Origin of the sequence: Streptomyces sp. ADI96-02, from assembly GCF_003846185.1 — a bacterium.
GTDB lineage: Bacteria > Actinomycetota > Actinomycetes > Streptomycetales > Streptomycetaceae > Streptomyces.
In genome coordinates this window covers 2,804,158-2,828,853 of the sequence record NZ_ML123034.1, presented here as the reverse complement: position 1 = coordinate 2,828,853, position 24,696 = coordinate 2,804,158, and the positions used below count along the sequence as shown (strand labels likewise).

Sequence of the window (24,696 nt, the reverse complement as noted above, 5' to 3'; positions counted from 1 at the left end):
CTGCGTTCTGAACGTCTAGGGTCGAACCATGCGCTACGAACTGGTCATCTTCGACAACGATGGTGTGCTCGTCGACAGTGAGCCGATCGCCAACACCATCCTCGCCGGCTACCTCACCGAGCTCGGCCACCCCACGTCGTACGACGAGTCGCTCCGCGACTACATGGGGTCGGCCGTGCACCGGGTGCACGATCTCGTCGAGGAAAGGACCGGGGAGAAGCTGCCCGCCGACTTCGACGCCACCCTCGACGCCCGCACCTTCGCCGGCTTCCAGCGCGAGCTGGTGGCGGTGGACGGGGCGGAGGAGCTGCTCGGGAAGCTCGTCGCCGACGGAGTGGACTACTGCGTCGCCTCGTCCGGCAGCCACGAGCGGATCCGGGTCGGGCACCGCAAGACCGGGATGGACCAGTGGTTCGAGGAGGAGTGGATCTTCAGCTCGGAGGACGTGGGGCGGGGAAAGCCCGCGCCGGACCTGTTCCTCTACGCCGCCGAGCGGATGGGAGTCGCGCCGGAGCGGTGCGTCGTCATCGAGGACAGTCCGCTGGGCGTCGAGGCCGCGCGGGCCGCCGGCATGGACGTCTACGGGTTCACCTCGATGATGCCCGCGGACCGGCTGACCGGCGTGACCGGGCACTTCTCGGACATGGCCCAACTCCCGGAACTGCTCGCCTGATCCATCTACCCCTGGGTAGCTCCTGGCCCTACGCTCGCGGCCATGACAGATGCGGGCTTGCGGCACGGCAGGGCCTCGCTGGCCCTGAGCTTCTGCGTCCAAGGGGTGACCTTCGCCCTTCTGGTGACACGTATCCCCGCCATCCAGGACCGGTACGGGATATCCGACGGCCTGCTGCCCGTCTTCCTGGCCGCCGTCCCGATCCTGGCGGGGGTCGGCAGTGTCGTCACCGAGAAGGCGGTCACGCGGGTGCGGCCCGGCACCGTCCTGCGGTGGGCCCAGCCGCTCGTCCTGCTCGCCCTGCTCGCGGTGGGCGCGGGCCGGGAGCTGTGGCACGTGGCCGTCGCGCTCGGCCTGTTCGGGCTGTCCGTCGGGGCGCTGGACGCCTCGATGAACATGATGGGCGTCAGTCTCCAGCGGGCGTACGGCCGGAGCATCATGCTCGGCTTCCACGCCGCGTACAGCCTCGGCGGCATCGCCGGGGCCTCCCTGGCGTGGGCGGGGGCGCACGGGGACCTGTCGCTCCTCGCGTCCTACCTGCCCGCCGTGGTGCTCCTGCTGCCCGCCGCGCTGGCCGGCAGCCGCTGGTACACGGAGGGCCGGAGCACCGGTGCGGCCGGTGAAGCGCCGGCGGGCGGGGGCTCCGTCCCGTTCAGGGTGCTGCTGCCGCTGTGCCTGGTGATGAGCTTCGCGTACATCGGCGACTCGACCGTCTCCAACTGGAGCGCCAAGTACCTCCAGGACGTGCTCGGCAGTTCCGAGCAGATGTCGACGCTTCCCTACAACGTCTACATGGTGACGACGCTCCTCGGCCGGGCCGTGGGGGACTTCGGCGTACGGCGGTTCGGGGCGGTCGGGGTGGTGCGCGGCGGGAGCCTGCTGGCGGCCGGCGGATTCCTCGTCGTGGCCGCGGCTCCGGGGGCCTGGGTGGGCATGCTCGGGTTCACCCTGCTCGGATTCGGGCTCTGTGTGATCGTGCCGCAGACGTTCGCGGCGGCCGGTCGGATGTTCCCCGGCGGCAGCGACGCCGCCGTGGCGCGGCTGAACATCTTCAACTACGTCGGGTTCCTGGTCGGTTCACCGCTGGTGGGAGCGCTCGGGGACGCCTGGAGCTACCGCGGCGCGATGCTCGTGCCGATGGTGCTGGTGCTCGCGACCCTGGTGTACGCCCGCTCGTTCGGGACGGAGTCGGCCCGATACGGTGGCGGGCATGAGCGGGCGCGCACAGCTGATGTGGGATGACGCGGTAACGGGATACGACTTCGGGGAGAGCCACCCCATGGACCCGGTCCGGCTGACCCTGACCAGGGGGCTGGTACGGGCGTTCGGGCTCGACGCGGCGGTGGACGTCCGGTCGGCGAAGTCCGCCGGGGACTCCACCCTGCGGCTCGTGCACCGGGAGGACTACGTGGCGGCGGTGCGGGCGGCCTCGGCCGATCCGCGCGCCGCCGACCAGGACTACGGGCTCGGGACCGTGGACGATCCGGCCTTCGCCGGGATGCACGAGGCGTCGGCGCTGATCGCCGGGCTGTCGGTCGGGGCCGCCGAGGCGGTGTGGCGGGGCGGCAGCGGGCACGCGGTGAACTTCACCGGCGGGCTGCACCACGCGATGCCGGGCTCGGCCGCCGGGTTCTGCGTCTACAACGACCCCGCCCTGGCCATCGCCCGGCTGCTGGAGCTGGGCGCCGAGCGCGTCGCGTACGTCGATGTGGACGTCCACCACGGGGACGGGGTGCAGGCCGCGTTCTGGGAGGACCCCCGGGTGCTGACGGTCTCGCTGCACGAGCATCCGAGGACCCTCTTCCCGCAGACCGGTTGGCCGGAGGAGACCGGGGCCGGGGCCGGGGAGGGCTCCGCGGTGAACGTGGCGCTGCCCGCCGGGACCGGGGACGCGGGATGGCTGCGGGCCTTCCACGCGGTGGTGCCCGAACTGCTGGCCGATTTCCGCCCCCAGGTACTCGTCACCCAGCACGGGGCGGACACGCACTTCGAGGATCCGCTCGCGCATCTCGCCGTCTCGCTGGACGCGCAGCGGGCGGTCATGGAGTCCTGCCACGACCTCGCCCACCGGTATGCCGAGGGCGGGCGCTGGGTGGCGCTCGGCGGCGGCGGATACGCGGTGGTGGACGTGGTGCCCCGGTCCTGGACGCATCTGGTCGGCATCGCCGCACACGCGCCCGTCGACCCGGAGTCGCCGGTCCCGGAGTCCTGGCGGGACCTCGTCTACGCCCGTACGCGGCAGTTGGGCCCGCTCAGGATGACGGACGGGCACAAGCCGCAGTGGCTGCCCTGGGAGGACGGGTACGACCCGGCGGACCGGCTGGACCAGGCGGTGCTGGCGTCCCGGCGGGCGGCGTTCCCGCTGCGCGGCCTGCTGGCCTGAGGCGAGTATCGGCCAACCTGTGGCGCGGTTACGCCAACGGTGGCGCGTAACCGGGATTCCGGCCCGCCGGGGTGGGCCGGTGCGGGAGCATCGCCAGAGTGTTGAGCACCGGGGCGCTGCGCGCCCATCTGCTGGCGGCCCGGCTGGCCGGGCCCGTGGCCACGACGAGAGAGAACAGCCTGCGCAGCTACCGGCTGTTCGCGGCGCGGGATCCACGGGTGACGCTCGGCCTGTCGCCCCGCGGGGCCTGGGACGAGCCGGAGCTGCTGCGGCTGATGGCGGACCGGTGCGGGGTCTCGGCGGATCCCGCGCACGTGTCCGGACCGGACGCGATCGACCCGGAGCGGACGGTGGCGGCGCTGGACGCCTTCGCCGAACGGCTGGCGCGGGTCGCGGCCCGGCGGGCTCCGGTCCTGCTGGGGACCGGGCACCCGGACCGGCTGCTCGGGTTCTACGCCGGTCTGGCAGACGCCTTGTCGGCGGCGGGCTGCCGTGTTCTCACCCCCGCGCAGGGGCGATGTGTCGACATAACGACCCGGTTCGGCGTACGTACCTACCGCCTGGACTACGTACGGGGCGTCGCCCTGGTGCGCGAGCCCGGAGGGCGGCCCACGGGGGGTGAGACCGGCGCGCACACGCATTCCCCGCTGCCGGTCCGCCTCGCGCTGACGGACGCGGCGGAGCGGCTGGGGGTACTCCCCGAGCTGGTGATCGGGGACCACGGATGGGTCTGCGGTGCAGGTCAGCTCGGTATCGAGGCGATCGGGCCGGCCGACACGAACGACCCCGCGCTGTTCGTCGGGCAGGCCGAGGGGCATGTGTCCGTCGTCGTGCCGCTCGACGACGGGGTGCGGTCGCACTACTACCGGCCGCTGACCCGCTATGTGCTCCATCGCGCGGATCTGCCGCTGTAGGCGTGCGGTGGCCCCTCCTCTTCCCCACTCGCACCACCCGCCCCTAATCTGGTGAGTGAGCGCACAGCGACGAAGAGTCACCGGAGGGGAAGCCGGTGCGCGTCCGGTGCGGAAGGTACAGGTGGATCATGGCTGCTGGCAGCGAGAGGCCTCTCAACGAGGTCAAGTTTCTGACCGTGGCGGAAGTCGCCTCGGTCATGCGAGTGTCGAAGATGACCGTGTACCGCTTGGTGCACAGCGGTCATCTGCCGGCGATCCGGGTGGGCAGGTCCTTCCGGGTGCCGGAGCAAGCGGTTCACGCGTATCTCAGCGAGTCCTTTGTGGGGGTGGAATCGGCCTGACGCCGGCCTCGGATTACGCCCCTCGTTCAGTGGCGGGTAGGCTAGGCCGACGTAGGTCGTGTGGGCCCAGACGCCCCGCACCAGTGAAGAAGAAGTGAGCGAGGGTAGTCGTGGGCTCTGTTATCAAGAAGCGGCGTAAGCGGATGGCCAAGAAGAAGCACCGCAAGCTGCTCAAGCGCACGCGCGTTCAGCGTCGCAACAAGAAGTAAGCGAACGCTGTTCGTGAAATCCGCAGCCCTCCCGCCTCTCCGGCGGGAGGGCTGCGGTGCGTTGTGGGGGTGCTCGGCGCGGCGCTGTTCGGGCCAAGCCTCCGTCAAGGCGCGCCCCGGGGTCGTCACACGACGGCGCCCACCCGCTACGGTGACGGCCAGGGAAGTCACCGCGGGAAGCAGGTACCGCTTCACGGACCGACGGAAGGCGCTGGTCTTGGGGAAGGTCGTGCTCGTCACAGGAGTGGCCCGGCAGCTGGGGGGCCGCTTCGTCCGGCGCGTCCAGCGCGAACCCGGCGTCGACCGGGTGGTCGCCGTCGACGCGGTCGAGCCGGCGCACCCGTTGGGCGACGCGGAGTTCGTCCGCGCGGACATCCGGCAGTCGGCCATCGCGCGGGTCCTGGCCGAGTACTCCGTCGACACGGTCGTGCACCTGGACGTCTCCGGCAAGGCGCTCGGCGCCGGCGGCCGGACGGCGATCAAGGAGACCAACGTCATCGGCACCATGCAGCTCCTCGGGGCCTGCCAGAAGTCGCCGACCGTGCAGCGGCTCGTGGTGAAGTCCAGCACCAGCGTGTACGGGTCGGCGTCCCGTGATCCCGCGGTGTTCACCGAGAACACTCCGCCCAAGTCGCTGCCGAGCGGCGGCTTCGCCAAGGACGCGGTGGAGGTCGAGGGGTACGTACGGGGCTTCGCCCGCCGTCGGCCGGACGTCGCGGTGTGCGTTCTGCGGTTCGCGAACATCCTGGGGCCGCAGCCGGACTCGCCGCTCGCGGACTACCTCTCGCTTCCGGTGCTGCCGACCGTCTTCGGGTACGACCCCCGTCTGCAGTTCGTCCACGAGGACGATGTCGTCGACGTGCTGGGCGTCGCCGCGCGCGAACCCCGGCGCGGCACGTTGAACAGCGGCACCTTCAACATCGCGGGCGACGGTGTGCTGTTGCTCTCGCAGTGCTCGCGGCGACTGGGCCGGCCGACCGTGCCGGTGCCGCTGCCCGCGGTCACCTGGGTGGGCTCGGCGCTCCGTACGGTCGGCATGACCGACTTCTCGCCGGAGCAGATCCGGCTGCTCACCCACGGCAGGGTCGTGTCCACCGTGCAGATGCGCGAGACGCTGGGTTTCCGGCCGGAGTTCACGACGGCGCAGACCTTCGCGGAGTTCGTGCGGAGCCGGGGGGCGGGGCTGCTGCCGCCCGAGGCGGTGGGGCGTGCGGTCGACCGGCTGGGGGCGCTGCCGGTCCTGGGGGGCGCCGGTCCGCGGGAGAGCGGGGCCGGCACGGTTCAGAACACTCACGGGGCCAGGTAGAGGAGCGCACCGACGATGGCGGACGCCAAGGTCATTCCGTTCGACGACGACCGTTCGCGGTCCGGTGGCGGGTCGCGTCCGGTCCGGCGGCGGACCGGGACGGGCGGCGGGGCCCGGGGCGAGGGTTCCACCGCGCCGGTGAGCGCCCTGCCGGGCGTGCAGACGCCCTCTCCCGCCTCTCCGGCCCCTCTCGGCGCTCCTGCCTCCCCGGAGGGCGGCGCGGGGGCTCAGCGGCCCGGGGAGGCCGGGGCTCCGACGGAGCGCGGCGGCTGGGAGCGGCGGATCGCGGGCGGGCTGGCCTTCCTGCGACGCAGGGTCACCGGCGACTACGACGTCGACGAGTTCGGCTACGACCGGGAGCTCACCGACCAGGTCCTGATGTCGGCGCTCCGGCCGCTGGCGGAGTCGTACTTCCGGGTCGAGGTCAAGGGCATCGAGAACATCCCGTCGGACGGCGGGGCGCTGGTCGTCGCCAACCACTCCGGGACGCTGCCGCTGGACGGGCTGATGCTCCAGGTCGCGGTGCACGACAACCACCCCGCCGGCCGGCATCTGCGGCTGCTCGCCGCCGATCTGGTCTTCCAGCTGCCGGTCGTCAACGAGCTGGCGCGGAAGGCGGGTCACACGCTGGCCTGTGCGGAGGACGCGCAGCGGCTGCTGGAGCTGGGTGAGATCGTCGGGGTGATGCCGGAGGGGTTCAAGGGCATCGGGAAGCCGTTCGGCGAGCGGTACAAGCTCCAGCGGTTCGGCCGGGGCGGCTTCGTGTCGACGGCGCTGCGGGCGGGGGTGCCGATCGTGCCGTGCTCGATCGTGGGTGCGGAGGAGATCTATCCGATGATCGGCAACGCGAAGACGCTGGCCCGGCTGCTGGGCTTTCCCTATTTCCCGATCACGCCGACCTTTCCCTGGCTGGGGCCGCTGGGTGCGGTGCCGCTGCCGACGAAGTGGACCATTCAGTTCGGTGAGCCGATCCCGACGGACGGGTATCCGCCGGAGGCGGCGGAGGACCCGATGCTGATGTTCAACCTGACCGACCAGGTGCGCGAGCAGATCCAGCACACGCTGTACAAGCTGCTCGTGCAGCGCCGCTCGGTCTTCTTCTGACGCCGCCCGGCCTGTTTCCGCCGTATGCGGAGGGGGCCGGTACGCGATGTCGCGTACCGGCCCCCTCGTGTGCGGCGTCGGGACCGCCTCAGGGAGTGAGGTCTTCGCCGTCGATGCCCAGGCCGGGGAGGAGGCCGGGGAGGAGCGGGGGGAGGGTGACGTCGGGTGCGGGAGGGTCGCTCGGGCGGTGTTCCGGCGCCGAGGGCGTGGCGCCGTCGGTGGGGAGGCCGCCGAGGAGACCGTCCGTGCCGCCGTCGAGGAGGCCGCCGCCGGGTGTGGCGTCGGAGGAGTCGGAGGGCTCGGGCGGGGTGGAGCCGTCGTGGCGGCCCTCGGAGTGCTTCGGGGAGGCGGGGGCGGGGTCGTCGGCGCGGGGCGATCCGGGGTCCGGCGCGGTGGAGCGGGAGCGCTCGCCGTCCTCGCTCCGGCCCGGCGGACGGGGGAGGAGCGACTGGAGCGGGGCGACGTCCTCCTCCATGGCGTCGAAGACGGAGCTGACCTCGTTGCCGACGTCGGCCAGTTGGACGGGCAGCCGGTCGCGCAGGCTGCTCCAGGCTTCGCGGTGCGAGCGGGAGAAGGTGTCGAGGGTCTGGATCGGGCCGATCGCCCCGTCGCGCCGGTAGGCGGAGCGGAGCAGCCGGTGGCCCTCGGAGGCGTCGTGGGACATGCCGTTGAGGGCGCGTCTGACCGCGCCGAGGGATTCGTGGTCCATGTCGCCGGCGCGGGCCCGCTCCATGAGTCTGCGGGCCTCGTTGAGCCGGGTCGACGCCTGGTCGAGGTAGACCTCGCCCCGGTCCGCGTCGCCCTTGGCCATGCCGAGGCTGATGTCCTCCATCCCGCGCTTCAGCCCGTAGAGCGAATCACCGGGCAGGGCGTCGGAGCTGGCGGCGGCCACGCCGCCGAACGCGCCGGCTGCCACGCCGACGGTGAGCCCGCCGGCGGTGAGGCCCTTCGCCCAGCGGGAGCGAGGGCGCAGTTTCCGCAGTGGCGAGGCCCGGTGGGCCCCCTTGCCCCGTTGCTCGGGCACCGAAGGGCCCGTGGACGCGCCGCCCTCGGCGAACAGGGCCTCCATGGCGGCGACGAGCTGGGCTCGCTGCACCACTTTGACCTCGGGGTCCAACTGCGGCTTCGGTAGCTCACCGAGGCCGTTCGCCAAGGCCAACAGCGGTCCGGGGTCGGCCTGGTCGGGCGCTTCCTCGGGCTGTACGGCCGCCGCACCCTGGGGGTTCTGCTCCTCCAGGGCCTGGGCGAAGGCGTTCGCCCGCCGGTGTGCCGAAACGTTTGCGATCACTGGCGGCACCTCCTCTCGTCATGACGGTCGACTCCCCTGGCGGTCCGGAAGGTTGCACGCCTTGAGCGCTTCCACCCGATGGAGTGAGTGGCTACGGACATGACGTGACGACAGGGGGCCTGCAACCGGCACAACGAGTGGCGCGGCACTTGGGTTACGCACGAAGATGATCGGACCAGTGCGTGCGGGAGCGGTCACGCGGTGGTCCGATCATCGGCCGTGTCCGGGGGGTGTACCGGTGCGGAGCGGTCAGCGGGCGTCGTCCGGCAGGAGCCGGGCGAGCGTGCGGACCGCGCGGTACTGGAGGGTCTTGATCGCGCCCTCGTTCTTGCCCATCACCCGGGCGGTCTCCGCGACCGAGAGGCCCTGGAGGAACCGCAGGGTGACGCACTCCTGCTGCTGCGGGTTGAGTCGTCGCACGGCCTGCAGCAGCGCGGCGTTCGACAGGGACTCCAGGACGGAGTCCTCGGGACTGCGCGCGACCTCGTTGGCGTCGAGCATTTCGCCCGTGGTCACTTCGAGTCGGAATCGACTGGATTTGAAGTGGTCGGCGACCAGGTTGCGGGCGATCGTGACCAGCCAGGCGCCGAAGTCGCGGCCCTGCCAGGTGAACGTGGAGATGCGGCGCAGTGCGCGGAGGAAGGTCTCACTGGTGAGATCCTCCGCCGTCGCCTTGGCGCCCACGCGGTAGTAGATGTACCGGTACACGGTGTCGCTGTACTGGTCGTACAGGCGGCCGAAGGCGTCCGCCTCACCGGCCTGTGCGCGCTCGACGAGATCCATCATGCGCGCGCTGTCGCTGTCGGCGGTGGGGCGGCGAACGGTTGACGTGGCCGTGGCGCCGCGGTTGCTGCGTCTTCCGACCGCCGCACTGCGTTCGGCCAGGGCGTAGCAGGGGCCGACAGGTGCAGGGGCGGCGAAGGCGGGGACGGCGTACGCGGTGGGGACGAAGCCGCGCAGGCGGTCAATGACCGATGCACGCAGCGTAGCCAGGCCCGAGGCGTCAACCCCGACGTGTGGGTACACGGGACTCCCAGAGGCAGAGCTTCCATCACGAGCAGTTCGAAAACCGTTACCCGTCGTAGCGAGCGGCGGCCTCCGTGATGCGTCTGAGGAGAATAACGCTTCGTGCAGGCTGCGCTACACCCAGTTGCCTAAATCATCGCTTCCGTCGCTTCTCTTATCGCTAAGTGACGTTTCGAGCAGCACATTGTGACCGGTTGTTGATCGGATTACTTCGTGATCTGTCGACGGGTGCGACGGGTTGTGGTCGGCCGCCGGTGATCCGACTGGCCGGAGGCCCGGCGGGGCGCGGCGGCGAACCGGTCGAGACCGGGCGGGGGGCCGCGGGCGTGGCTGCGCCCCGTGACCGCGGGCGGCGGTGCGCGGGGCGCGGCGGTGCGGTCGCGGCGGTCAGCGGCGGCGGCGGTGCAGGGCGACCGCGGCGGCGGTGCCGCCCGCGAGCGCCCCGACGCCGGCGGCGGCCGGGATGCCGACCTTGGCCGCCTTGCGGCCGGTGCGGTAGTCGCGCAGCCGCCAGTCCAGGGCGCGGGCGTGCTTGCGGAGCTTGGTGTCCGGGTTGATCGCGTAGGGGTGGCCGACCAGCGAGAGCATCGGGATGTCGTTGTGCGAGTCGCTGTAGGCGGCGCAGCGTTCGAGGTCGAGGTCCTCGGCGGCGGCCAGCGCGCGGACCGCCTCGGCCTTGGCGGGTCCGTGCAGGGGTTCGCCGACCAGGCGTCCGGTGTAGACGCCGTCGACCGATTCGGCGACGGTGCCCAGCGCCCCGGTCAGGCCGAGGCGGCGGGCGATGATGGTGGCGGTCTCCACCGGGGCGGCCGTGACCAGCCAGACCCGCTGTCCGGCGTCCAGGTGGGCCTGGGCCAGGGCCCGGGTGCCGGGCCAGATGCGGTCGGCCATGTACTCGTCGTAGATCTCCTCGCCGATGGTCATCAGTTCGGAGACGCGGTGGCCCTTGACGATCGACAGGGCGCTGTCGCGGGCGTCCTGCATGTGCTCGGGGTCCTCGACGCCCGCCAGCCGGAACCACGCCTGCTGCCAGGCGAAGCGGGTGAGCTCGCGGCGTTCGAAGAACTTCCGCTTGTAGAGGCCGCGGCCGAAGTGGAAGATCGCCGCGCCCTGCATGACGGTGTTGTCGAGGTCGAAGAAGGCGGCGGCGCGGTCGTCGCCGGCGACGGGGAACGCGGGCTCCTCGGGCGACGCGGCATCGGGCCCCGCGGAGGGCGCCAGAGCGGCGGACGCGTCCTCGGCCGCCGTCGCCCTGCGTGCCGCCTCGGCGGCGGCCTCGCCTGCCAGCACGCTCCGGGCGGTCGCGGAGCGCCTACGGGGTGTGAGCCATCCAAGTGCGGCCATGCCGTGAGCATAGCCAGTCCCTCCGTACGCGCCCGACCTGCCGGGATGCCGTGACGTGAACGTTCCGGAACGGGATCGCGGGCCGGGCGGTCCCGGGCGGCCCGCAGGGGCCGTGCGGAGGCGCAGAATGAGTGCATGAGTGCCTTGCTGCGTCGTACGAGGAAGAGGCCCGCCGACCGGGTGGTCACCCTGGTGGGCAAGGAGGGATGCCATCTGTGCGAGGACGCGCGGGCGGTGGTGAGCGCCGTCTGCGAGGAGACCGGCGCCTCGTGGGTGGAGGAGGACATCGCCCGGGACGCGGGGCTGTACGCGAAGTACTGGGAGCAGATTCCGGTGGTGCTGATCGACGGCGAACAGCACACGTTCTGGCGGGTGGATCCGGCGAGACTGCGCGAGGCGCTGGGTGCGTGAGTGAAACCCGGTTAACATCATGGGCGTTTTGAGTGGTCTCGGGGGCGTAGACGTAAGGAGTGTGTACCGTTTTGCCCTCTTCGAGGCTGCAACGTGCTGATGCGGTCCTTGGTTCCGGGATCCGGCGGGCCGCGTGCGTGACCCCGGTCACTTTGACCGGACAAAACGGACACCATCTTTGTGCACGCGTTCACAAAGGCATAGCCTGCATTCGACGGGGCGGTCTTGGGACATACGGCCGCCTGCAGCCCCGCTCATCCCGCAGGAGCACCGTGGCAACTGGCCGAACTCACCGACCGGCGACCCGTAGCCGAGGAATTCCCGAGGCCACCGTCGCCCGCCTTCCGCTGTATCTGCGCGCACTGACCGCGCTCTCCGAGCGATCGGTTCCCACGGTGTCCTCCGAGGAACTGGCCACCGCGGCCGGGGTCAACTCCGCGAAGCTGCGGAAGGACTTCAGCTACCTGGGGTCCTACGGCACCCGCGGTGTCGGCTACGACGTGGAGTACCTGGTCTACCAGATCTCGCGCGAACTCGGCCTGACCCAGGACTGGCCGGTCGCCATCGTCGGCATCGGCAACCTCGGCGCGGCCCTCGCCAACTACGGCGGCTTCGCCTCCCGCGGCTTCCGGGTCGCGGCGCTGATCGACGCCGACCCCGCGATGGCCGGAACGCCGGTCGCCGGGATAGCCGTCCAGCACACCGACGACCTGGACCGGATCATCAGCGACAACGGTGTGTCCATCGGCGTGATCACCACCCCGCCCGGCGCCGCCCAGCAGGTCTGCGACCGCCTCGTCGCCGCGGGCGTGACCTCCATCCTGAACTTCGCGCCGACCGTGCTCTCCGTTCCGGACGGCGTCGACGTGCGCAAGGTGGACCTCTCCATCGAGCTCCAGATCCTCGCGTTCCACGAGCAGCGCAAGGCCGGGGAGGACTCCGCCGCCGGCGACGAGGGCGCGCCGCCCATGCGCGCCACGCCCGCAGGCCGGAAGGGACCCGACGGGGACATGCCCGCCGTGATGCCGGCATGAGTCTCCTCGTCGTCGGGCTGAGCCACCGCAGCGCCCCCGTCTCCGTACTGGAACGGGCGTCGCTCACCGCCGATGCCCAGGCCAAGCTGCTCCAGGACACCCTCGCCGCGGAACCCGCGACCGAGGCCGCCGTGCTGGCCACCTGCAACCGCATCGAGCTGTACGCGGACGTGGACAAGTTCCACGCCGGCGTCGCCGAGCTGTCCACTCTGCTCGCCCAGCACAGCGGGGTCGGGCTGGACGAACTCACTCCGTATCTCTATGTGCACTACGAGGACCGCGCCGTCCACCACCTCTTCTCGGTGGCCTGCGGACTGGACTCGATGGTCGTGGGCGAGGGCCAGATCCTCGGCCAGATCAAGGACGCGCTCGCGCGCGGCCAGGAGCTGCACACCGCCGGACGGCTGCTGAACGACCTCTTCCAGCAGGCCCTGCGGGTCGGCAAGCGCGCGCACAGCGAGACCGGGATCGACCGGGCCGGGCAGTCGCTCGTCACCTTCGGCCTGGAGCAGCTCGCCGCGGGCGTCGACCCCGGGCTCTGGGCCCGCGGCAAGCGCGCCCTGGTGATCGGCGCGGGCTCGATGTCCTCGCTGGCCGCCGCCACCCTCGCCCGGACCGGCGTCGCCGAGATCGTCGTCGCCAACCGGACCCGGGCCCGCGCGGACCGGCTGGTGGAGATCCTCCAGCAGGGCGACGACACGACCGTGCGCGCCCACGCCGTCGAGATGTCCGCGGTGGGCGACGAACTGACACGTGCCGACGTGGTCGTCTCCTGCACCGGATCCACCGGCCTGGTGCTCACCGCCGACGCCCTCGCCGACGCGCTCGGCCTCTCCCCGGCTCCCGCCGTCGAGACGCCCGCGCGGACCGTCGTGCCGGCCCCGGCCGACGTCGACCAGCACGCGGCCTGGGTGGAGAACGGCTCCGCCGCCTCCGCCGCTCCCGCCGGGGCCGCGCGCCCCGCCGACGTGCCCGTCCGGTCCACCGGACCGGTGCGGCTCGCCCTGCTCGACCTCGCCATGCCGCGCGACATCGACGGGGCCGCCCACCGCATCGACGGCGTCCGCCTGGTCGACATCGAGTCGCTCGCCGAGGCGTCCGCCGACGCCCCGATGGCCGCCGACGTCGACCAGGTCCGCACGCTCGTCTCCGACGAGGTCGCCGCCTTCGGCGCGGCCCAGCGCGCCGCGCACGTCGCGCCGACCGTGGTCGCGCTGCGCACCATGGCCGCCGACGTGGTCGCCGGAGAGATCGCCCGGCTGGACGGCCGCCTCCCCGACCTCGACCAGAAGCAGCGCGCCGAGATCGCCCAGACCGTGCGCCGCGTCGTCGACAAACTCCTGCACGCGCCCACCGTGCGGGTCAAACAGCTGGCCAGCGAGCCCGGCGGCGCCGGGTACGCGGACGCGCTGCGCGAACTCTTCGACCTCGACCCGCAGACGGTGGCCGCCGTCTCCCGGGCAGACCTGAACGACCCGAATAGAGGGCGGTCATGACCGACAACTCACCCCCGGACGCGCGGGACTCCGCGCCGCTCCGGCTGGGCACCCGGCGCAGCAAGCTCGCCATGGCCCAGTCCGGGCTCGTCGCCGAGGCGGTCCGCGAGGTGACCGGGCGCGCCGTCGAGCTCGTCGAGATCACCACGTACGGGGACACCTCCCGCGAGCACCTGGCGCAGATCGGCGGCACCGGGGTGTTCGTCGCCGCGCTGCGCGAGGCGCTGCTGCGGGGCGAGGTGGACTTCGCCGTCCACTCGCTCAAGGACCTGCCGACCGGCCAGCCGGACGAGCTGGCGCTGGCCGCCGTGCCGCCGCGCGAGGACCCGCGCGACGCGCTGGTGGCGCGTGACGGGCTGACCTTCCGGGAGCTGCCCGACGGAGCCCGCGTCGGCACCGGTTCGCCGCGCCGGATGGCGCAGCTCAACGCGTACGCCCGCTCCCACGGGCTGCGGATCGAGACCGTCCCGATCCGGGGCAACGTCGACACCCGGATCGGTTTCGTACGCGCCGGCGAGCTGGACGCGGTGGTTCTGGCCGCCGCCGGGCTCAGCCGCCTCGGCCGCACCGGTGAGGTGACCGACTTCCTGTCGGTCGACACCGTCCTGCCCGCTCCCGGCCAGGGAGCACTGGCGATCGAGTGCGCGGCGTCCAGCGCCGGCCTCGCCGCCGCGCTCGCACGGCTCGACGACCCGCACACGCGGGCCGCCGTGACCGCCGAGCGCGCCCTGCTCGCCGCCCTGGAGGCCGGCTGCTCCGCACCCGTGGGTGCGCTGGCCGACCTCCTGGTCGACGGGCAGGTTGTCAACGAACTGCGCCTGCGCGGAGTCGTCGGTACCACCGACGGTTCCTCGCTGGTACAGCTGTCCACCACCGGTCCCGTCCCCACGTCGCACGACGACGCGGCGGCCCTCGGTCGCGAACTCGCGGCCGAGATGCTCGCCAAGGGTGCGGCCGGTCTTATGGGGGAGCGAGCACTTTGAGCCCCACCGGCCCCGCCGCATCCGAATTTCCGGTCCTGTCGCCACAAGGCCAGGTCACCTTCCTCGGCGCCGGTCCCGGCGACCCGGGACTGCTGACGCTGCGCGCCGTCGAGGCACTCGCGAGCGCGGACGTCCTCGTCGCCGAGCCGGACGTGCTCGACGTTGTTCGCGGTCATGCGCGGGCAGGCGTAAGCACGCCTGAGCTGACGGTTGTTGACGTGGCGTCAACAGCCGCCGGAGTGCCCGTTCTCAGGGACGCGGCCAATCTTGTCATGGAGGCCGCCAAGGGCGGCAGGCGGGTGGTCCGTGCCGTCGCGGGCGACCCCGGCCTGGACGGGGACGCGGGCGCGGAGATGCTCGCCTGCGCCGCCGCCGGGGTGCCGTTCGAGGTCGTCCCGGGCATCGCGAACGCCGTCGGCGTGCCCGCGTACGCCGGTGTGCCGCTGCGTGACGCCCAGGGCGCCGACGTGCGCTTCGTCGACGCGCGCACCGCGTCGGACCGGTGCTGGGCCGAGGTCGGCGCGAGCGACGCGACCGCGGTCGTCTCCACCACGCTGGACTCGGTCGCCGCCGCCGCGGGCGAGCTGGTGTCCGCGGGCCGCAAGCCCGACACCCCGCTCACGGTGACGGTCGCGGGCACCACCACCCGCCAGCGCACCTGGACGGCGACCCTCGGGACGATCGCCCAGGTCCTCAAGCAGGCCAAGGTGCTCCCGTCGCCGGACGGGCACCAGCCCGTCATAGCCGTGGTCGGAGAGCGCAGCGCCGCGGCCCAGCGCGACCAGCTCGCGTGGTTCGAGTCCAAGCCGCTGTTCGGCTGGAGGGTTCTCGTCCCGCGCACCAAGGAGCAGGCCGCGTCGCTCTCCGACCAGTTGCGTTCCTACGGCGCGGTGCCGCACGAGGTCCCGACGATCGCCGTCGAGCCGCCGCGTACGCCCCAGCAGATGGAGCGGGCGGTCAAGGGCCTGGTCACCGGCCGCTACGAGTGGATCGCCTTCACCAGCGTGAACGCCGTCAAGGCGGTCCGGGAGAAGTTCGAGGAGTACGGGCTCGACGCCCGCGCCTTCGCCGGGATCAAGGTCGCGGCCGTCGGCGAGCAGACCGCCGCCGCGCTGATCGACTTCGGCGTGAAGCCGGACCTGGTGCCCTCCGGCGAGCAGTCGGCGGCCGGGCTGCTGGAGGACTGGCCGCCCTACGACCCGGTCTTCGACCCGATCGACCGGGTGTTCCTGCCGCGCGCCGACATCGCCACCGAGACCCTGGTGGCCGGCCTCATCGAGCTGGGCTGGGAGGTCGACGACGTCACCGCGTACCGCACGGTCCGCGCCTCGCCGCCGCCGGCCGACACCCGCGAGGCGATCAAGGGCGGCGGCTTCGACGCGGTCCTGTTCACCTCGTCCTCGACGGTGCGCAACCTGGTCGGCATCGCGGGCAAGCCGCACAACGTGACCGTCATCGCGTGCATCGGCCCCGCCACCGCGAAGACCGCCGAGGAGCACGGCCTGCGGGTCGACGTGCTGTCCCCGGAGCCGTCCGTGCACAAGCTCGCCGAGGCGCTGGCCGCCTTCGGCACGCAGCGCCGGGACGCGGCGAAGGGGGCCGGCGATCCGGTCACCCGGCCCAGCGAGCGGCGTCCGGGGGCGCGCAGGCGCCGCACGACGACCTGAGCACACGTGGACGGTCCGGTGGGCCCGGCTGCTTCGGCGGCCGGGCCCACCGGCGTTCCCGGGCCCTTTTCCCGGTGCGGGTGTCGGTAAGCGGGCCCTGCGGGCGGGTCTATCGTCGAAGGATGACTGCGTACGGAAACTTCCCCGGCTCCCGCCCCCGGCGGCTGCGGACGACCCCGGCGATGCGGCGGATGGTCGCCGAGACGCGGCTCGACCCCGCGAACCTGATCCTGCCCGCCTTCGTGCGCGAGGGCATCGACGCGCCGGTCGCCGTCTCGGCCATGCCCGGCGTGCACCAGCACACCCTGGACACCCTGCGGAAGGCGGCCGTCGAGGCGGTCTCGGCCGGGGTCTCGGGCATCATGCTCTTCGGCGTCCCGGAGGACGCGAAGAAGGACGCCCGGGGCACGGCGGGCACCGACCCCGACGGCATCCTCCAGCTCGGGCTGCGGGCCGTGCGCGAGGAGGTCGGGGACGACCTCGTCGTCATGTCGGACCTCTGCCTGGACGAGTACACCGACCACGGCCACTGCGGGGTCCTGGCGGCCGACGGCCGCGTGGACAACGACGCGACGCTGGAGCGCTACGCGGAGATGGCCCAGGTCCAGGCCGACGCGGGCGCCCACGTCGTCGGCCCGAGCGGCATGATGGACGGCCAGGTCGGCGTGGTCCGGGACGCGCTGGACCAGACCGGGCACGAGGACGTGTCGATCCTCGCCTACACCGTGAAGTACTCCTCCGCCTTCTACGGCCCCTTCCGCGAGGCCGTCGGCTCCTCGCTGACCGGCGACCGCAAGACCTACCAGCAGGACCCGGCCAACGCGCGGGAGTCGCTGCGGGAGCTGGCGCTCGACCTGGCGGAGGGCGCGGACATGGTCATGGTCAAGCCCGCCGGACCGTACCTGGACGTCCTGGCCAAGGTCGCGGAGTCGGTGGACGTGCCGGTCGCCGCGTACCAGATCAGCGGTGAGTACGCGATGATCGAGGCCGCCGCCGAGAAGGGCTGGATCGACCGGGACCGGGCGATCCTGGAGAGCCTGACCGGCATCCGGCGGGCCGGGGCGCAGATGATCCTCACCTACTGGGCGAGCGAGGTCGCGCGGTGGCTGGGGCGCGAGGGCCGGGGCTGAGCCCCCGGATTGCGTGCGACCGGGGCTGAGCCCTCAGGTCCCGCGCGAGCCGCCCGTTTCCTGGAGCCGGTGGGCCTCCTGGATCGAGAAGCGCGCGCTGTCGCGGACGAGCGGGTCCGCGTCCGCCCACGCCGTGGTGTCCAGGGCCGTGGCGACGACCGGGTCGCCCGTGTAGGGGGCCAGGGACATCGCCGCGTACTGGCGGACCAGGTCCTCCGCCGGGTCGCGCAGGGCGGTCAGCAGGGCGCGGCCGGCCCGGCGGCGCAGGCCCGGGTCGGCCGGCGGCCACAGGCGCAGCACGGTGGCGCTCTCGACGCGGGCCAGGTCGTACTCGGCCGGATCGGCGACCACCGAGACGAGGAACGGGAGCGCCTGGGCGTTGTCGTCCAGCTCGGTGATGATCTCCCGCTTGCGGTCGCTGCCGGCGGGCAGCGCGCGGAACTCCGCTATCAGGCGCTCGGCCGCCCGCGCCGCCGTATCGGCCGCGCCGCCGGCGGGGTGTGTGTCGTTCATGGGGGTGGACACCTTCTGTCGGGGCCGGTTGTTACGGGCCGGTAGATCGGTGCCATGCATGCTACGAAAGCGGCCCGCGCGGTGGCGGGGCGGCGGGCCGGCCGCCCCGGACGACCGGGCCCGCCGCCCGCGCGGCCTGCCCCGTCAGTCCCACCAGAACGACCAGACCTCCTGTCCGAGCAGCCGCTTCTCCGCGTAGGCGTCGAGGTCGTAGGGCGGGTTCTGGTCGATGGTGTCCGGGCAGAACGCGTAGTGCTCGGCGGCCAGGGCGCGGGCCTCCTCCGCCGTGCTCGGCGGGCGGCCCACGGAGACGGTCATGGTGTCGGGGCCGAGCATCAGGACGCGCAGGTCGTAGCGGTCCTCCCAGGAGCGCAGGACGGCGCAGAGCCGGGCCACGTCGTTGTCGTGGTTCAACGGGCCGGACCAGCCGATCGCCGCCGGTATGTCCGCGCTGCGGCGGGCGGGGACGAGCGCGATCCGGGGGCCGGCGGACCCGTCGCCGTGGCCGTCGGCCAGCAGGTCCGCGATCTCGGCGGCCGTGCGGTCCGGGTCCGTGCCGGCGGTCCGGTGCGGGACCGGTGCGAGACCGGGCCAGGGGCCGGGGTCCCGGTCCGCGCCCTCCGCGTCCCCGCCCTCCCGCGCCGCCGGTCCGCCGCCGCCCGCCCCGCCGATCTCGTCGTCCGCGTAATCCGTCCAGTACCCGGCGAGGACGTCCTCGGCGTCGTGGTCGCCCGGGTAGGAGGTGATCTCCGGGCACAGGTCCCACTCCTGAGGCCACCGGCCCCGGGGCCCGCCGTCGACCAGCACCGGCAGGAGCCCCAGGGGCCGGCCGGCGGTCCGCATCGCGGCCCAGACGCCCGCCGCGGCGGGGCCGTCCGCGTACCACAGGAGAGGTTCGTGCCAGGGGCCGTCCATCGTGGCGTCCACCAGGGCGCCGGGCGGCAGGTCGAGGCCGGAGGAGGCCAGCGTGGGCAAGGGGTTCGGGAGCGTCGCCATGGTGGTGACTCTAGGCGGGCCCACTGACAACGGACCGTGGCCCCTGCGGCGACGGACCGTGCGGCGGCAGGCGGTGCGACGGCCGTGCGGCGGCAGGCAGTGTGACGGCAGTGCGACGGCGGGCTGGGTGAAGCACGCGGAGCCGGGTAGAAGGTCGACCGGAACGGAACGGTCCCGGCGCGAGCGCCCGCCCGCTCCCTTCCTACCCGGGAGTACAGTCCCCGGCAGCCCCCGGTGCGCGCAGCGCTGCGCCCGCCGTCCACGACCCTCGAACCCGACAGGTGACCCATGTCCGCCACAGCCGAAGCCCCCGGAACGCCCTGCCGCGCCGAACTGAACGAGAACACCTGCGAGAAGCGCTCCCTGCGGCTCAGACGCAGGCTGGAACGGTTGATAGGGATCGCGGCCACCGAGGGCAACGCGCTGGTCCCGCTCCGCAACGGCGACCAGATATTCGGGGCGATGCTCGACGCGATCCGCGGCGCGGAGCACACCGTGGACATGATGACCTTCGTCTACTGGCGCGGCGACATCGCGAAGGAGTTCGCCGAGGCGCTGGCCGAGCGCGCCCGCGCCGGAGTCCGGGTGCGGCTCATGCTCGACGGGTTCGGCAGCCGCCTCATCGAGAAGGGCCAGCTGTCCCTGATGGACGAGGCCGGGGTCGACGTGGCCTGGTTCCGCAAGCCGCTCTACCTCTCGCCCCTCAAGCAGAACCACCGCTGCCACCGCAAGGTCCTCGTGATCGACGAGCGCACCGCGTTCACCGGCGGCGTCGGCATCGCCGAGGAGTGGTGCGGGGACGCGCGCAACGAGCACGAGTGGCGGGACACCCACGTGCAGGTGAGCGGCCCCGCCGTCGACGGACTCGCCGCCGCGTTCGCGCAGAACTGGGCCGAGTGCCACGACGAGCTGTTCGACGACCGCGACCGGTTCGTCGGCAGCGAGCCCCAGGGCGACGCGATCGTCCAGGTGGTGCGCGGCTCCGCCTCGTTCGGCTGGCAGGACATGCAGACGCTGATCCGGGTGGTCCTCGAATCGGCCGAGGAGCGGGTGCGCCTGACCACCGCCTACTTCGCGCCCGACGCGTACTTCACCGAGCTGCTCTGCGCCGCGGCCCGGCGCGGGGTGGAGGTCGAGATCCTGTTGCCGGGACCGCACACCGACAAGCGGGTCTGCCAGCTCGCCGGGCAGCGCTACTACGAGGACCTGACCGCCTGCGGCGTGAAGATCTACCAGTACCAGCCGACGATGATGCACACCAAGGCCATCACCATCGACCGGATCGCTTCCCTGATCGGCTCCACCAACTTCAACCGGCGCTCGCTCGACCACGACGAGGAGGTCATGCTCGCCGTCCTCGACCAGGACTTCACCGCCGCTCTCGACGGCCACTTCGACGAGGACCGCGAGGCGAGCGTGCTGATCGAGCGCGCCCGGTGGAAGCGGCGCGACCTGCTCCAGCGCGCGCGTGAGGCGGCCGTCGTGCCGATCCGCCGCTATCTGTGAGACGACGGTACGTTCGCACGTACGCACGCGGGGGTGTGCCGGGGGCCTCACCGGGCAGGCGGAGGTCAGCAGCCGTCCACCATGTGAAGGGAAGGGCCCATGAGCGCCTCAGCGGACATCTCGCCGGCTCCGGCAGCCGCGGTGATCACCGAGCCCCTGCCCGATCTCCAGCTCCAGCTGCTCATCCAGCTCCTCGACCAGGACCCGCGCTCCAGTCTGCCCCTGACCCTCACGCTGCCCGGCGGCCTGCTGCACGGGGACGTGATCGGGCACGAGCAGTGGAAGGCCGAGTGGGCCAGGAGCCTGCGGCAGGTCGAGGGCGAGGGCGCCAACCTCCTCGCCGAGTTCCCGGAGACGGTCGACCAGGGCGTGCGGGAGCTGCGTGCCGAGGAGGACGTGAACCGGCTGCCGCGCTGGATCCATCTGCGGGACGTGACCCTGGTCGCCGGTGCGATGAGCCCGGTGTCGCTGCCGCTGTGGCGCGGGCGGCTGGCCGACGTGTCCGGATGGGCCCTGGGCCGGCCGCAGTGACGCCGTCGCGTACGCGGGCGGGCCCCGGCGCTGGTGGAGCGCCGGGGCTCGCGTGCGTACGGGGCCCGCGTGTGCGTACGGGGCCGGGGCCCGCGTGTGCGTACGGGCCGGGGCCCGCGTGTGTGCGGAGGCGGGGTCAGAGTCGCTCGGGCGTCCGGATGCCGAGCAGTTCCATGCCCCGGTGCAGGGTGCGGGCCGTCAGGTCGACCAGGAAGAGGCGGTTCTCGACGACCTCGGGGGCGTTGTCGGGGCTGAGCACCTGGCACTGGTCGTAGAACGTGGTCAGGTGCGAGGCGAGCTGGTAGAGGTAGGCGGCCAGCTTGTGCGGCTCGTAGCCCGCCGCGACCTCGTCGAGGACCGCGCCGAACTGGTCCAGGTGCAGCCCCATCGCCCGCTCGGCCGGGGCCAGCTCCAGCTCCGGGTGGGCGACCGGCCGCGCGTCGCCCGCCTTGCGCAGGATCGACCGGATGCGGGCGTACGCGTACTGGAGGTACACCGAGGTGTCGCCGTTGAGCGACACCATCTGGTCCAGGTCGAACTTGTAGTCCCGCACGGCCGAGGTCGACAGGTCCGCGTACTTCACGGCGCCGATGCCGACGTACCGGCCGTTCTCGACGATCTCGTCCTCGCTCAGGCCGACCTTGCCGGCCTTCTCCCGGACGACCGCCGTGGCCCTCCCGACCGCCTCGTCGAGCAGGTCCTCCAGCCGGACCGTCGTGCCCTCGCGGGTCTTGAAGGGCTTGCCGTCCTTGCCGAGGACCGTGCCGAACGCCAGCTGGTGCGCGGTGACGTCGTCGTTGAGCCAGCCCGCCCGGCGGGCCGTCTCGAAGACCATCTTGAAGTGCAGCGACTGACGGGCGTCCACGACGTACAGCAGGGTGTCGGCCTTGAGGTCGCCCACCCGGTCGCGGATCGCGGAGAGGTCGGTGGCCGCGTAGCCGTAGCCGCCGTTCGTCTTCTTCACGATGAGCGGGACCTGGTTGCCGTCCGGGCCGAGGACGTCGTCGAAGAAGACGCAGAGCGCACCCTCGGAGCGGACGGCGACGCCCGTCTCCTCCAGGATGCGGCAGGTCTCCTCCAGCATGTCGTTGTAGCCGGACTCGCCGACGATGTCGGGGTCGCGGACCTCCATGTCGAGCTTGTCGAACACGGAGTGGAAGTAGATCTTCGACTCGTCGACGAAGCCCTGCCACAGCTCCAGCGTGCGCGGGTCGCCGGCCTGGAGGGCCACCACCCGGTCCCGGGAGCGGGCCTTGAACTCCTCGTCGGAGTCGAACAGGGCCCGCGACGCCTTGTAGATCCGGTTCAGCGTCGACATCGCCGCTTCGCCGTCCGCGGCGTCGCCCTCGTGCTTCAGCGCGTCCGGGTGCTCGGTCAGGTACTGGATGAGCATGCCGAACTGGGTGCCCCAGTCGCCGATGTGGTGGCGCCGGACCACGTTCTCGCCGGTGAACTCCAGGATCTTGACCATGGCGTCGCCGATGACCGCCGACCGCAGGTGGCCGACGTGCATCTCCTTGGCCACGTTCGGCTGGGCGTAGTCGATGACCGTGGTCCCGGCCGCGCCGTTCACCGGCACGCCGAGGCGGCCCTCGGTGTCCGCGGCGCGGGCGGCGAGCGTCTCGACGATCGCCCGGTCCGCGAGGGTGATGTTGAGGAAGCCGGGCCCGGAGACCTCGACGTCCCGGATCAGCTCGCCCGTCGGCAGGGCGGCGGTGACCTGGCCGGCCAGCTCGCGCGGGTTGCCCTTGAGCTTCTTGGCGAGGGCGAGGATGCCGTTGGCCTGGAAGTCGGCCCGGTCGCTTCGGCGCAGCAGCGGGTCCGCGGCGCCGGCCTCCGGCAGGGCTGCCGTCAGGGCGTCCGCCAGCTGCTGCTGGAGCGTGGAGGCGAGGGAAGGGACCGAGGCCATGGTCTGGCTGCCGTTTCCGTAGGGGTACAGGGGATCTCCTGAGTATCCCACGGGGCGTAAAGCCGTTTTCGCACTGCGGGGGGTTGCTGGGAGAATGGGCGGCATCCCATCCGGACAGCCGCTGAACGAGAGAAGGACGTGCCGACCGTGGCCGAGAGTCAGACCAGCACCGAGACCGACTGGGTCTCCCGCTTCGCGGACGATGTCATCGCCGAGTCGGAGCGTCGTGCGCCTGGCAAACCGGTCGTCGTCGCCTCCGGCCTCTCCCCGTCGGGCCCGATCCACCTCGGCAACCTCCGCGAGGTCATGACCCCGCACCTGGTCGCCGACGAGATCCGCCGCCGCGGCCTCACCGTGCGCCACCTCATCTCCTGGGACGACTACGACCGCTACCGCAAGGTCCCGGCGGGCGTCGCGGGCGTCGACGCCTCCTGGGCCGAGCACATCGGCAAGCCGCTGACCTCGGTGCCCGCCCCAACCGGCTCCGCGTACCCGAACTGGGCCGAGCACTTCAAGGCCGCCATGGCGGGGGCCCTGGACGAGCTGGGCGTCGAGTACGACGGGATCAGCCAGACGGAGCAGTACACCGCCGGGACCTACCGCGAGCAGATCCTGCACGCGATGAGGCACCGCGCCGACATCGACGCCGTCCTGGACCGCTACCGCACCAAGAAGGACCCCGCGGGCGGTGGCGGTGGTCAGGGCACGGGCGGCAGGAAGCCGCAGCAGCAGAAGAAGGTCGACGAGGCCGAGCTGGAGGCCGCCGAGGGCTCCGGCGCGGCCGACGAGGACGACGGCAGCGGCAACAGCGCCGGCTACTTCCCGTACAAGCCCTACTGCGGCAACTGCGAGAAGGACCTCACCGTCGTCACCTCCTACGACGACGACACCACCGAGCTGAACTACACCTGCTCGGCCTGCGGCTTCGCCGAGACGGTCCGGCTCAGCGAGTTCAACCGCGGCAAGCTGGTGTGGAAGGTCGACTGGCCGATGCGCTGGGCGTACGAAGGCGTGATCTTCGAGCCCAGCGGCGTCGACCACTCGTCGCCCGGCTCGTCCTTCGTGGTCGGCGGCCAGATCGTGCGCGAGGTGTTCGACGGCGTACAGCCCATCGGGCCCATGTACGCCTTCGTCGGCATCTCCGGCATGGCCAAGATGTCCTCCAGCAAGGGCGGCGTGCCCACCCCGGCCGACGCCCTGGAGATCATGGAGGCGCCGCTGCTGCGCTGGCTCTACGCCCGCCGCCGGCCCAACCAGTCGTTCAAGATCGCCTTCGACCAGGAGATCCAGCGGCTGTACGACGAGTGGGACTCGCTGGCCCGCAAGGTCGCCGACGGCTCGGTGCTGCCAGCCGACGCCGCCGCGTACGCACGGGCCGTCGGCACCGCCGCCGGGGAGCTTCCGAGCACCCCGCGCCCGCTGCCGTACCGGACGCTCGCCTCGGTCGCCGACATCACCGCCGGCGCCGAGGACCAGACGCTGCGCATCCTCAGCGAGCTGGACCCGGAGAACCCGCTGACCTCGCTGGACGAGGCCCGTCCGCGCCTCGACCGGGCCGAGAGCTGGATCACCACCCAGGTCCCGGCCGAGGCCCGCACCATCGTCCGCGAGGAGAGCGACAAGGAGCTGCTGGGCTCCCTCGACGAGCAGGGCCGCGAGTCGCTGCGCCTCCTCCTGGAGGGCCTGGACTCGCACTGGTCGCTGGACGGTCTGACCACGCTCGTCTACGGCGTGCCGAAGGTGCTGGCCGGGCTCGCGCCGGACGCCAAGCCGACGCCCGAGCTGAAGGCCGCCCAGCGGTCCTTCTTCGCCCTGCTCTACCGGCTGCTCGTCAGCCGCGACACAGGACCGCGCCTGCCCACGCTGCTGCTCGCGGTGGGGGCGGACCGGGTGCGCAGGCTGCTGGCCGGCTGACCGCGACGCACGACGTAC

23 protein-coding genes are annotated in these 24,696 nt (G+C 72.5%); 17 read left to right on the top strand and 6 right to left on the bottom strand.

Going from position 1 to position 24,696, the window contains the following annotated elements; genetic code table 11:
- The first annotated feature begins 28 nt into the window (after positions 1-28).
- From EES43_RS12215 to EES43_RS12180, 8 genes are all read left to right on the top strand, one after another.
- A complete protein-coding gene (locus EES43_RS12215) occupies positions 29-673 on the top strand; it encodes an HAD family hydrolase (RefSeq protein ID WP_124268759.1) in 645 nt (214 codons plus the stop codon).
- Positions 674-715: 42 nt separating this feature from the next.
- Positions 716-1,915 (top strand): MFS transporter, encoded by a 1,200-nt coding sequence (locus EES43_RS12210; protein ID WP_124268758.1) that lies wholly within the window; start codon positions 716-718, stop codon positions 1,913-1,915.
- Positions 1,884-3,056, top strand: coding sequence for an acetoin utilization protein AcuC (locus tag EES43_RS12205; RefSeq protein ID WP_124268757.1), 1,173 nt, complete (start codon positions 1,884-1,886; stop codon positions 3,054-3,056). Before EES43_RS12210 ends, EES43_RS12205 begins: the two co-directional genes overlap by 32 nt.
- Before the next feature lie 98 nt (positions 3,057-3,154).
- The gene (locus tag EES43_RS12200; RefSeq protein WP_124268756.1) at positions 3,155-3,970 is read left to right on the top strand and encodes a phosphatase; all 816 of its coding nucleotides are present in this window, start codon (positions 3,155-3,157) and stop codon (positions 3,968-3,970) included.
- A gap of 128 nt (positions 3,971-4,098) precedes the next feature.
- On the top strand, positions 4,099-4,311 hold the full coding sequence (locus tag EES43_RS12195) for a helix-turn-helix domain-containing protein (protein ID WP_164493162.1): 213 nt from the start codon (positions 4,099-4,101) through the stop codon (positions 4,309-4,311).
- 110 nt (positions 4,312-4,421) lie between these two features.
- On the top strand, positions 4,422-4,520 hold the full coding sequence (locus tag EES43_RS12190; protein ID WP_003948845.1) for a 30S ribosomal protein bS22: 99 nt from the start codon (positions 4,422-4,424) through the stop codon (positions 4,518-4,520).
- Between the two features lie 217 nt (positions 4,521-4,737).
- Positions 4,738-5,826: an NAD-dependent epimerase/dehydratase family protein gene (locus EES43_RS12185; RefSeq protein ID WP_124268754.1), complete on the top strand. Its 1,089-nt coding sequence runs from the start codon at positions 4,738-4,740 to the stop codon at positions 5,824-5,826.
- A gap of 15 nt (positions 5,827-5,841) precedes the next feature.
- Positions 5,842-6,930, top strand: a complete 1,089-nt coding sequence (locus EES43_RS12180; protein ID WP_124268753.1) for a lysophospholipid acyltransferase family protein — start codon at positions 5,842-5,844, stop codon at positions 6,928-6,930.
- Between the two features lie 88 nt (positions 6,931-7,018).
- Here the strand turns inward: EES43_RS12180 and EES43_RS12175 are convergent, their stop codons facing one another.
- The 3 genes from EES43_RS12175 to EES43_RS12165 all read right to left on the bottom strand — a co-directional run bounded on the left by EES43_RS12175 (position 7,019) and on the right by EES43_RS12165 (position 10,588).
- Positions 7,019-8,218 carry a DUF5667 domain-containing protein gene (locus EES43_RS12175; protein WP_124268752.1) on the bottom strand — a complete coding sequence of 400 codons (1,200 nt, stop codon included), beginning with the start codon at positions 8,216-8,218 and terminating at the stop codon, positions 7,019-7,021.
- 249 nt (positions 8,219-8,467) lie between these two features.
- A complete protein-coding gene (locus EES43_RS12170; RefSeq protein WP_124268751.1) occupies positions 8,468-9,244 on the bottom strand; it encodes an ECF subfamily RNA polymerase sigma factor, BldN family in 777 nt (258 codons plus the stop codon).
- A gap of 387 nt (positions 9,245-9,631) precedes the next feature.
- Positions 9,632-10,588: an HAD family hydrolase gene (locus EES43_RS12165; RefSeq protein ID WP_124268750.1), complete on the bottom strand. Its 957-nt coding sequence runs from the start codon at positions 10,586-10,588 to the stop codon at positions 9,632-9,634.
- Between the two features lie 135 nt (positions 10,589-10,723).
- On the opposite strand from EES43_RS12165, the gene EES43_RS12160 reads away from it, so the two are divergent.
- The 6 genes from EES43_RS12160 to hemB all read left to right on the top strand — a co-directional run bounded on the left by EES43_RS12160 (position 10,724) and on the right by hemB (position 17,309).
- Positions 10,724-10,999 carry a glutaredoxin family protein gene (locus tag EES43_RS12160; protein ID WP_124268749.1) on the top strand — a complete coding sequence of 92 codons (276 nt, stop codon included), beginning with the start codon at positions 10,724-10,726 and terminating at the stop codon, positions 10,997-10,999.
- Positions 11,000-11,271: 272 nt separating this feature from the next.
- On the top strand, positions 11,272-12,033 hold the full coding sequence (locus tag EES43_RS12155) for a redox-sensing transcriptional repressor Rex (protein WP_124268748.1): 762 nt from the start codon (positions 11,272-11,274) through the stop codon (positions 12,031-12,033).
- The gene (locus EES43_RS12150; RefSeq protein ID WP_124268747.1) at positions 12,030-13,529 is read left to right on the top strand and encodes a glutamyl-tRNA reductase; all 1,500 of its coding nucleotides are present in this window, start codon (positions 12,030-12,032) and stop codon (positions 13,527-13,529) included. The genes EES43_RS12155 and EES43_RS12150 overlap by 4 nt, the downstream gene beginning before the upstream one ends.
- Positions 13,526-14,512 carry a hydroxymethylbilane synthase gene (gene hemC, locus EES43_RS12145; RefSeq protein ID WP_124268746.1) on the top strand — a complete coding sequence of 329 codons (987 nt, stop codon included), beginning with the start codon at positions 13,526-13,528 and terminating at the stop codon, positions 14,510-14,512. The genes EES43_RS12150 and hemC overlap by 4 nt, the downstream gene beginning before the upstream one ends.
- Complete coding sequence (locus EES43_RS12140; RefSeq protein WP_124268745.1) at positions 14,509-16,179, top strand: bifunctional uroporphyrinogen-III C-methyltransferase/uroporphyrinogen-III synthase; 1,671 nt, start codon at positions 14,509-14,511, stop codon at positions 16,177-16,179. The genes hemC and EES43_RS12140 overlap by 4 nt, the downstream gene beginning before the upstream one ends.
- Positions 16,180-16,301: 122 nt before the next feature.
- Positions 16,302-17,309: a porphobilinogen synthase gene (gene hemB / locus EES43_RS12135; RefSeq protein ID WP_124268744.1), complete on the top strand. Its 1,008-nt coding sequence runs from the start codon at positions 16,302-16,304 to the stop codon at positions 17,307-17,309.
- Between the two features lie 33 nt (positions 17,310-17,342).
- Here hemB and EES43_RS12130 read toward each other — a convergent pair whose 3' ends face one another.
- Entirely contained in the window at positions 17,343-17,822 is a 480-nt protein-coding gene (locus tag EES43_RS12130; protein WP_124268743.1) for a hypothetical protein, read from the bottom strand.
- A 144-nt stretch (positions 17,823-17,966) separates the two neighbouring features.
- Entirely contained in the window at positions 17,967-18,818 is an 852-nt protein-coding gene (locus tag EES43_RS12125; RefSeq protein ID WP_124268742.1) for a DUF4253 domain-containing protein, read from the bottom strand.
- A 288-nt stretch (positions 18,819-19,106) separates the two neighbouring features.
- Between EES43_RS12125 and EES43_RS12120 the strand changes: the two genes are divergently transcribed.
- Together EES43_RS12120 and EES43_RS12115 are read left to right on the top strand one after the other, a co-directional pair.
- Positions 19,107-20,324, top strand: a complete 1,218-nt coding sequence (locus EES43_RS12120) for a phospholipase D-like domain-containing protein (RefSeq protein WP_124268741.1) — start codon at positions 19,107-19,109, stop codon at positions 20,322-20,324.
- Positions 20,325-20,423: 99 nt separating this feature from the next.
- Positions 20,424-20,855 carry a hypothetical protein gene (locus tag EES43_RS12115; protein WP_124268740.1) on the top strand — a complete coding sequence of 144 codons (432 nt, stop codon included), beginning with the start codon at positions 20,424-20,426 and terminating at the stop codon, positions 20,853-20,855.
- 136 nt (positions 20,856-20,991) lie between these two features.
- Here the strand turns inward: EES43_RS12115 and argS are convergent, their stop codons facing one another.
- Positions 20,992-22,764, bottom strand: a complete 1,773-nt coding sequence (gene argS / locus EES43_RS12110) for an arginine--tRNA ligase (RefSeq protein WP_124268739.1) — start codon at positions 22,762-22,764, stop codon at positions 20,992-20,994.
- Positions 22,765-22,902: 138 nt separating this feature from the next.
- On the opposite strand from argS, the gene lysS reads away from it, so the two are divergent.
- The gene (lysS, locus tag EES43_RS12105) at positions 22,903-24,678 is read left to right on the top strand and encodes a lysine--tRNA ligase (protein WP_124268738.1); all 1,776 of its coding nucleotides are present in this window, start codon (positions 22,903-22,905) and stop codon (positions 24,676-24,678) included.
- Positions 24,679-24,696: the final 18 nt, after the last annotated feature.

Excerpts from the sequence above, each read along its gene's own strand:
- EES43_RS12150 (WP_124268747.1), top strand. The coding sequence starts at position 12,030 with ATGAGTCTCCTCGTCGTCGGGCTGAGCCACCGCAGCGCCCCCGTCTCC.
- EES43_RS12205 (WP_124268757.1), top strand. The coding sequence starts at position 1,884 with ATGAGCGGGCGCGCACAGCTGATGTGGGATGACGCGGTAACGGGATAC.
- hemB (WP_124268744.1), top strand. The coding sequence starts at position 16,302 with ATGACTGCGTACGGAAACTTCCCCGGCTCCCGCCCCCGGCGGCTGCGG.
- EES43_RS12160 (WP_124268749.1), top strand. The coding sequence starts at position 10,724 with ATGAGTGCCTTGCTGCGTCGTACGAGGAAGAGGCCCGCCGACCGGGTG.
- EES43_RS12180 (WP_124268753.1), top strand. The coding sequence starts at position 5,842 with ATGGCGGACGCCAAGGTCATTCCGTTCGACGACGACCGTTCGCGGTCC.
- EES43_RS12195 (WP_164493162.1), top strand. The coding sequence starts at position 4,099 with ATGGCTGCTGGCAGCGAGAGGCCTCTCAACGAGGTCAAGTTTCTGACC.
- EES43_RS12130 (WP_124268743.1), bottom strand. The coding sequence starts at position 17,822 with ATGAACGACACACACCCCGCCGGCGGCGCGGCCGATACGGCGGCGCGG.
- EES43_RS12120 (WP_124268741.1), top strand. The coding sequence starts at position 19,107 with ATGTCCGCCACAGCCGAAGCCCCCGGAACGCCCTGCCGCGCCGAACTG.
- argS (WP_124268739.1), bottom strand. The coding sequence starts at position 22,764 with ATGGCCTCGGTCCCTTCCCTCGCCTCCACGCTCCAGCAGCAGCTGGCG.
- EES43_RS12210 (WP_124268758.1), top strand. The coding sequence starts at position 716 with ATGACAGATGCGGGCTTGCGGCACGGCAGGGCCTCGCTGGCCCTGAGC.
- EES43_RS12165 (WP_124268750.1), bottom strand. The coding sequence starts at position 10,588 with ATGGCCGCACTTGGATGGCTCACACCCCGTAGGCGCTCCGCGACCGCC.
- EES43_RS12215 (WP_124268759.1), top strand. The coding sequence starts at position 29 with ATGCGCTACGAACTGGTCATCTTCGACAACGATGGTGTGCTCGTCGAC.
- hemC (WP_124268746.1), top strand. The coding sequence starts at position 13,526 with ATGACCGACAACTCACCCCCGGACGCGCGGGACTCCGCGCCGCTCCGG.
- EES43_RS12115 (WP_124268740.1), top strand. The coding sequence starts at position 20,424 with ATGAGCGCCTCAGCGGACATCTCGCCGGCTCCGGCAGCCGCGGTGATC.
- EES43_RS12125 (WP_124268742.1), bottom strand. The coding sequence starts at position 18,818 with ATGGCGACGCTCCCGAACCCCTTGCCCACGCTGGCCTCCTCCGGCCTC.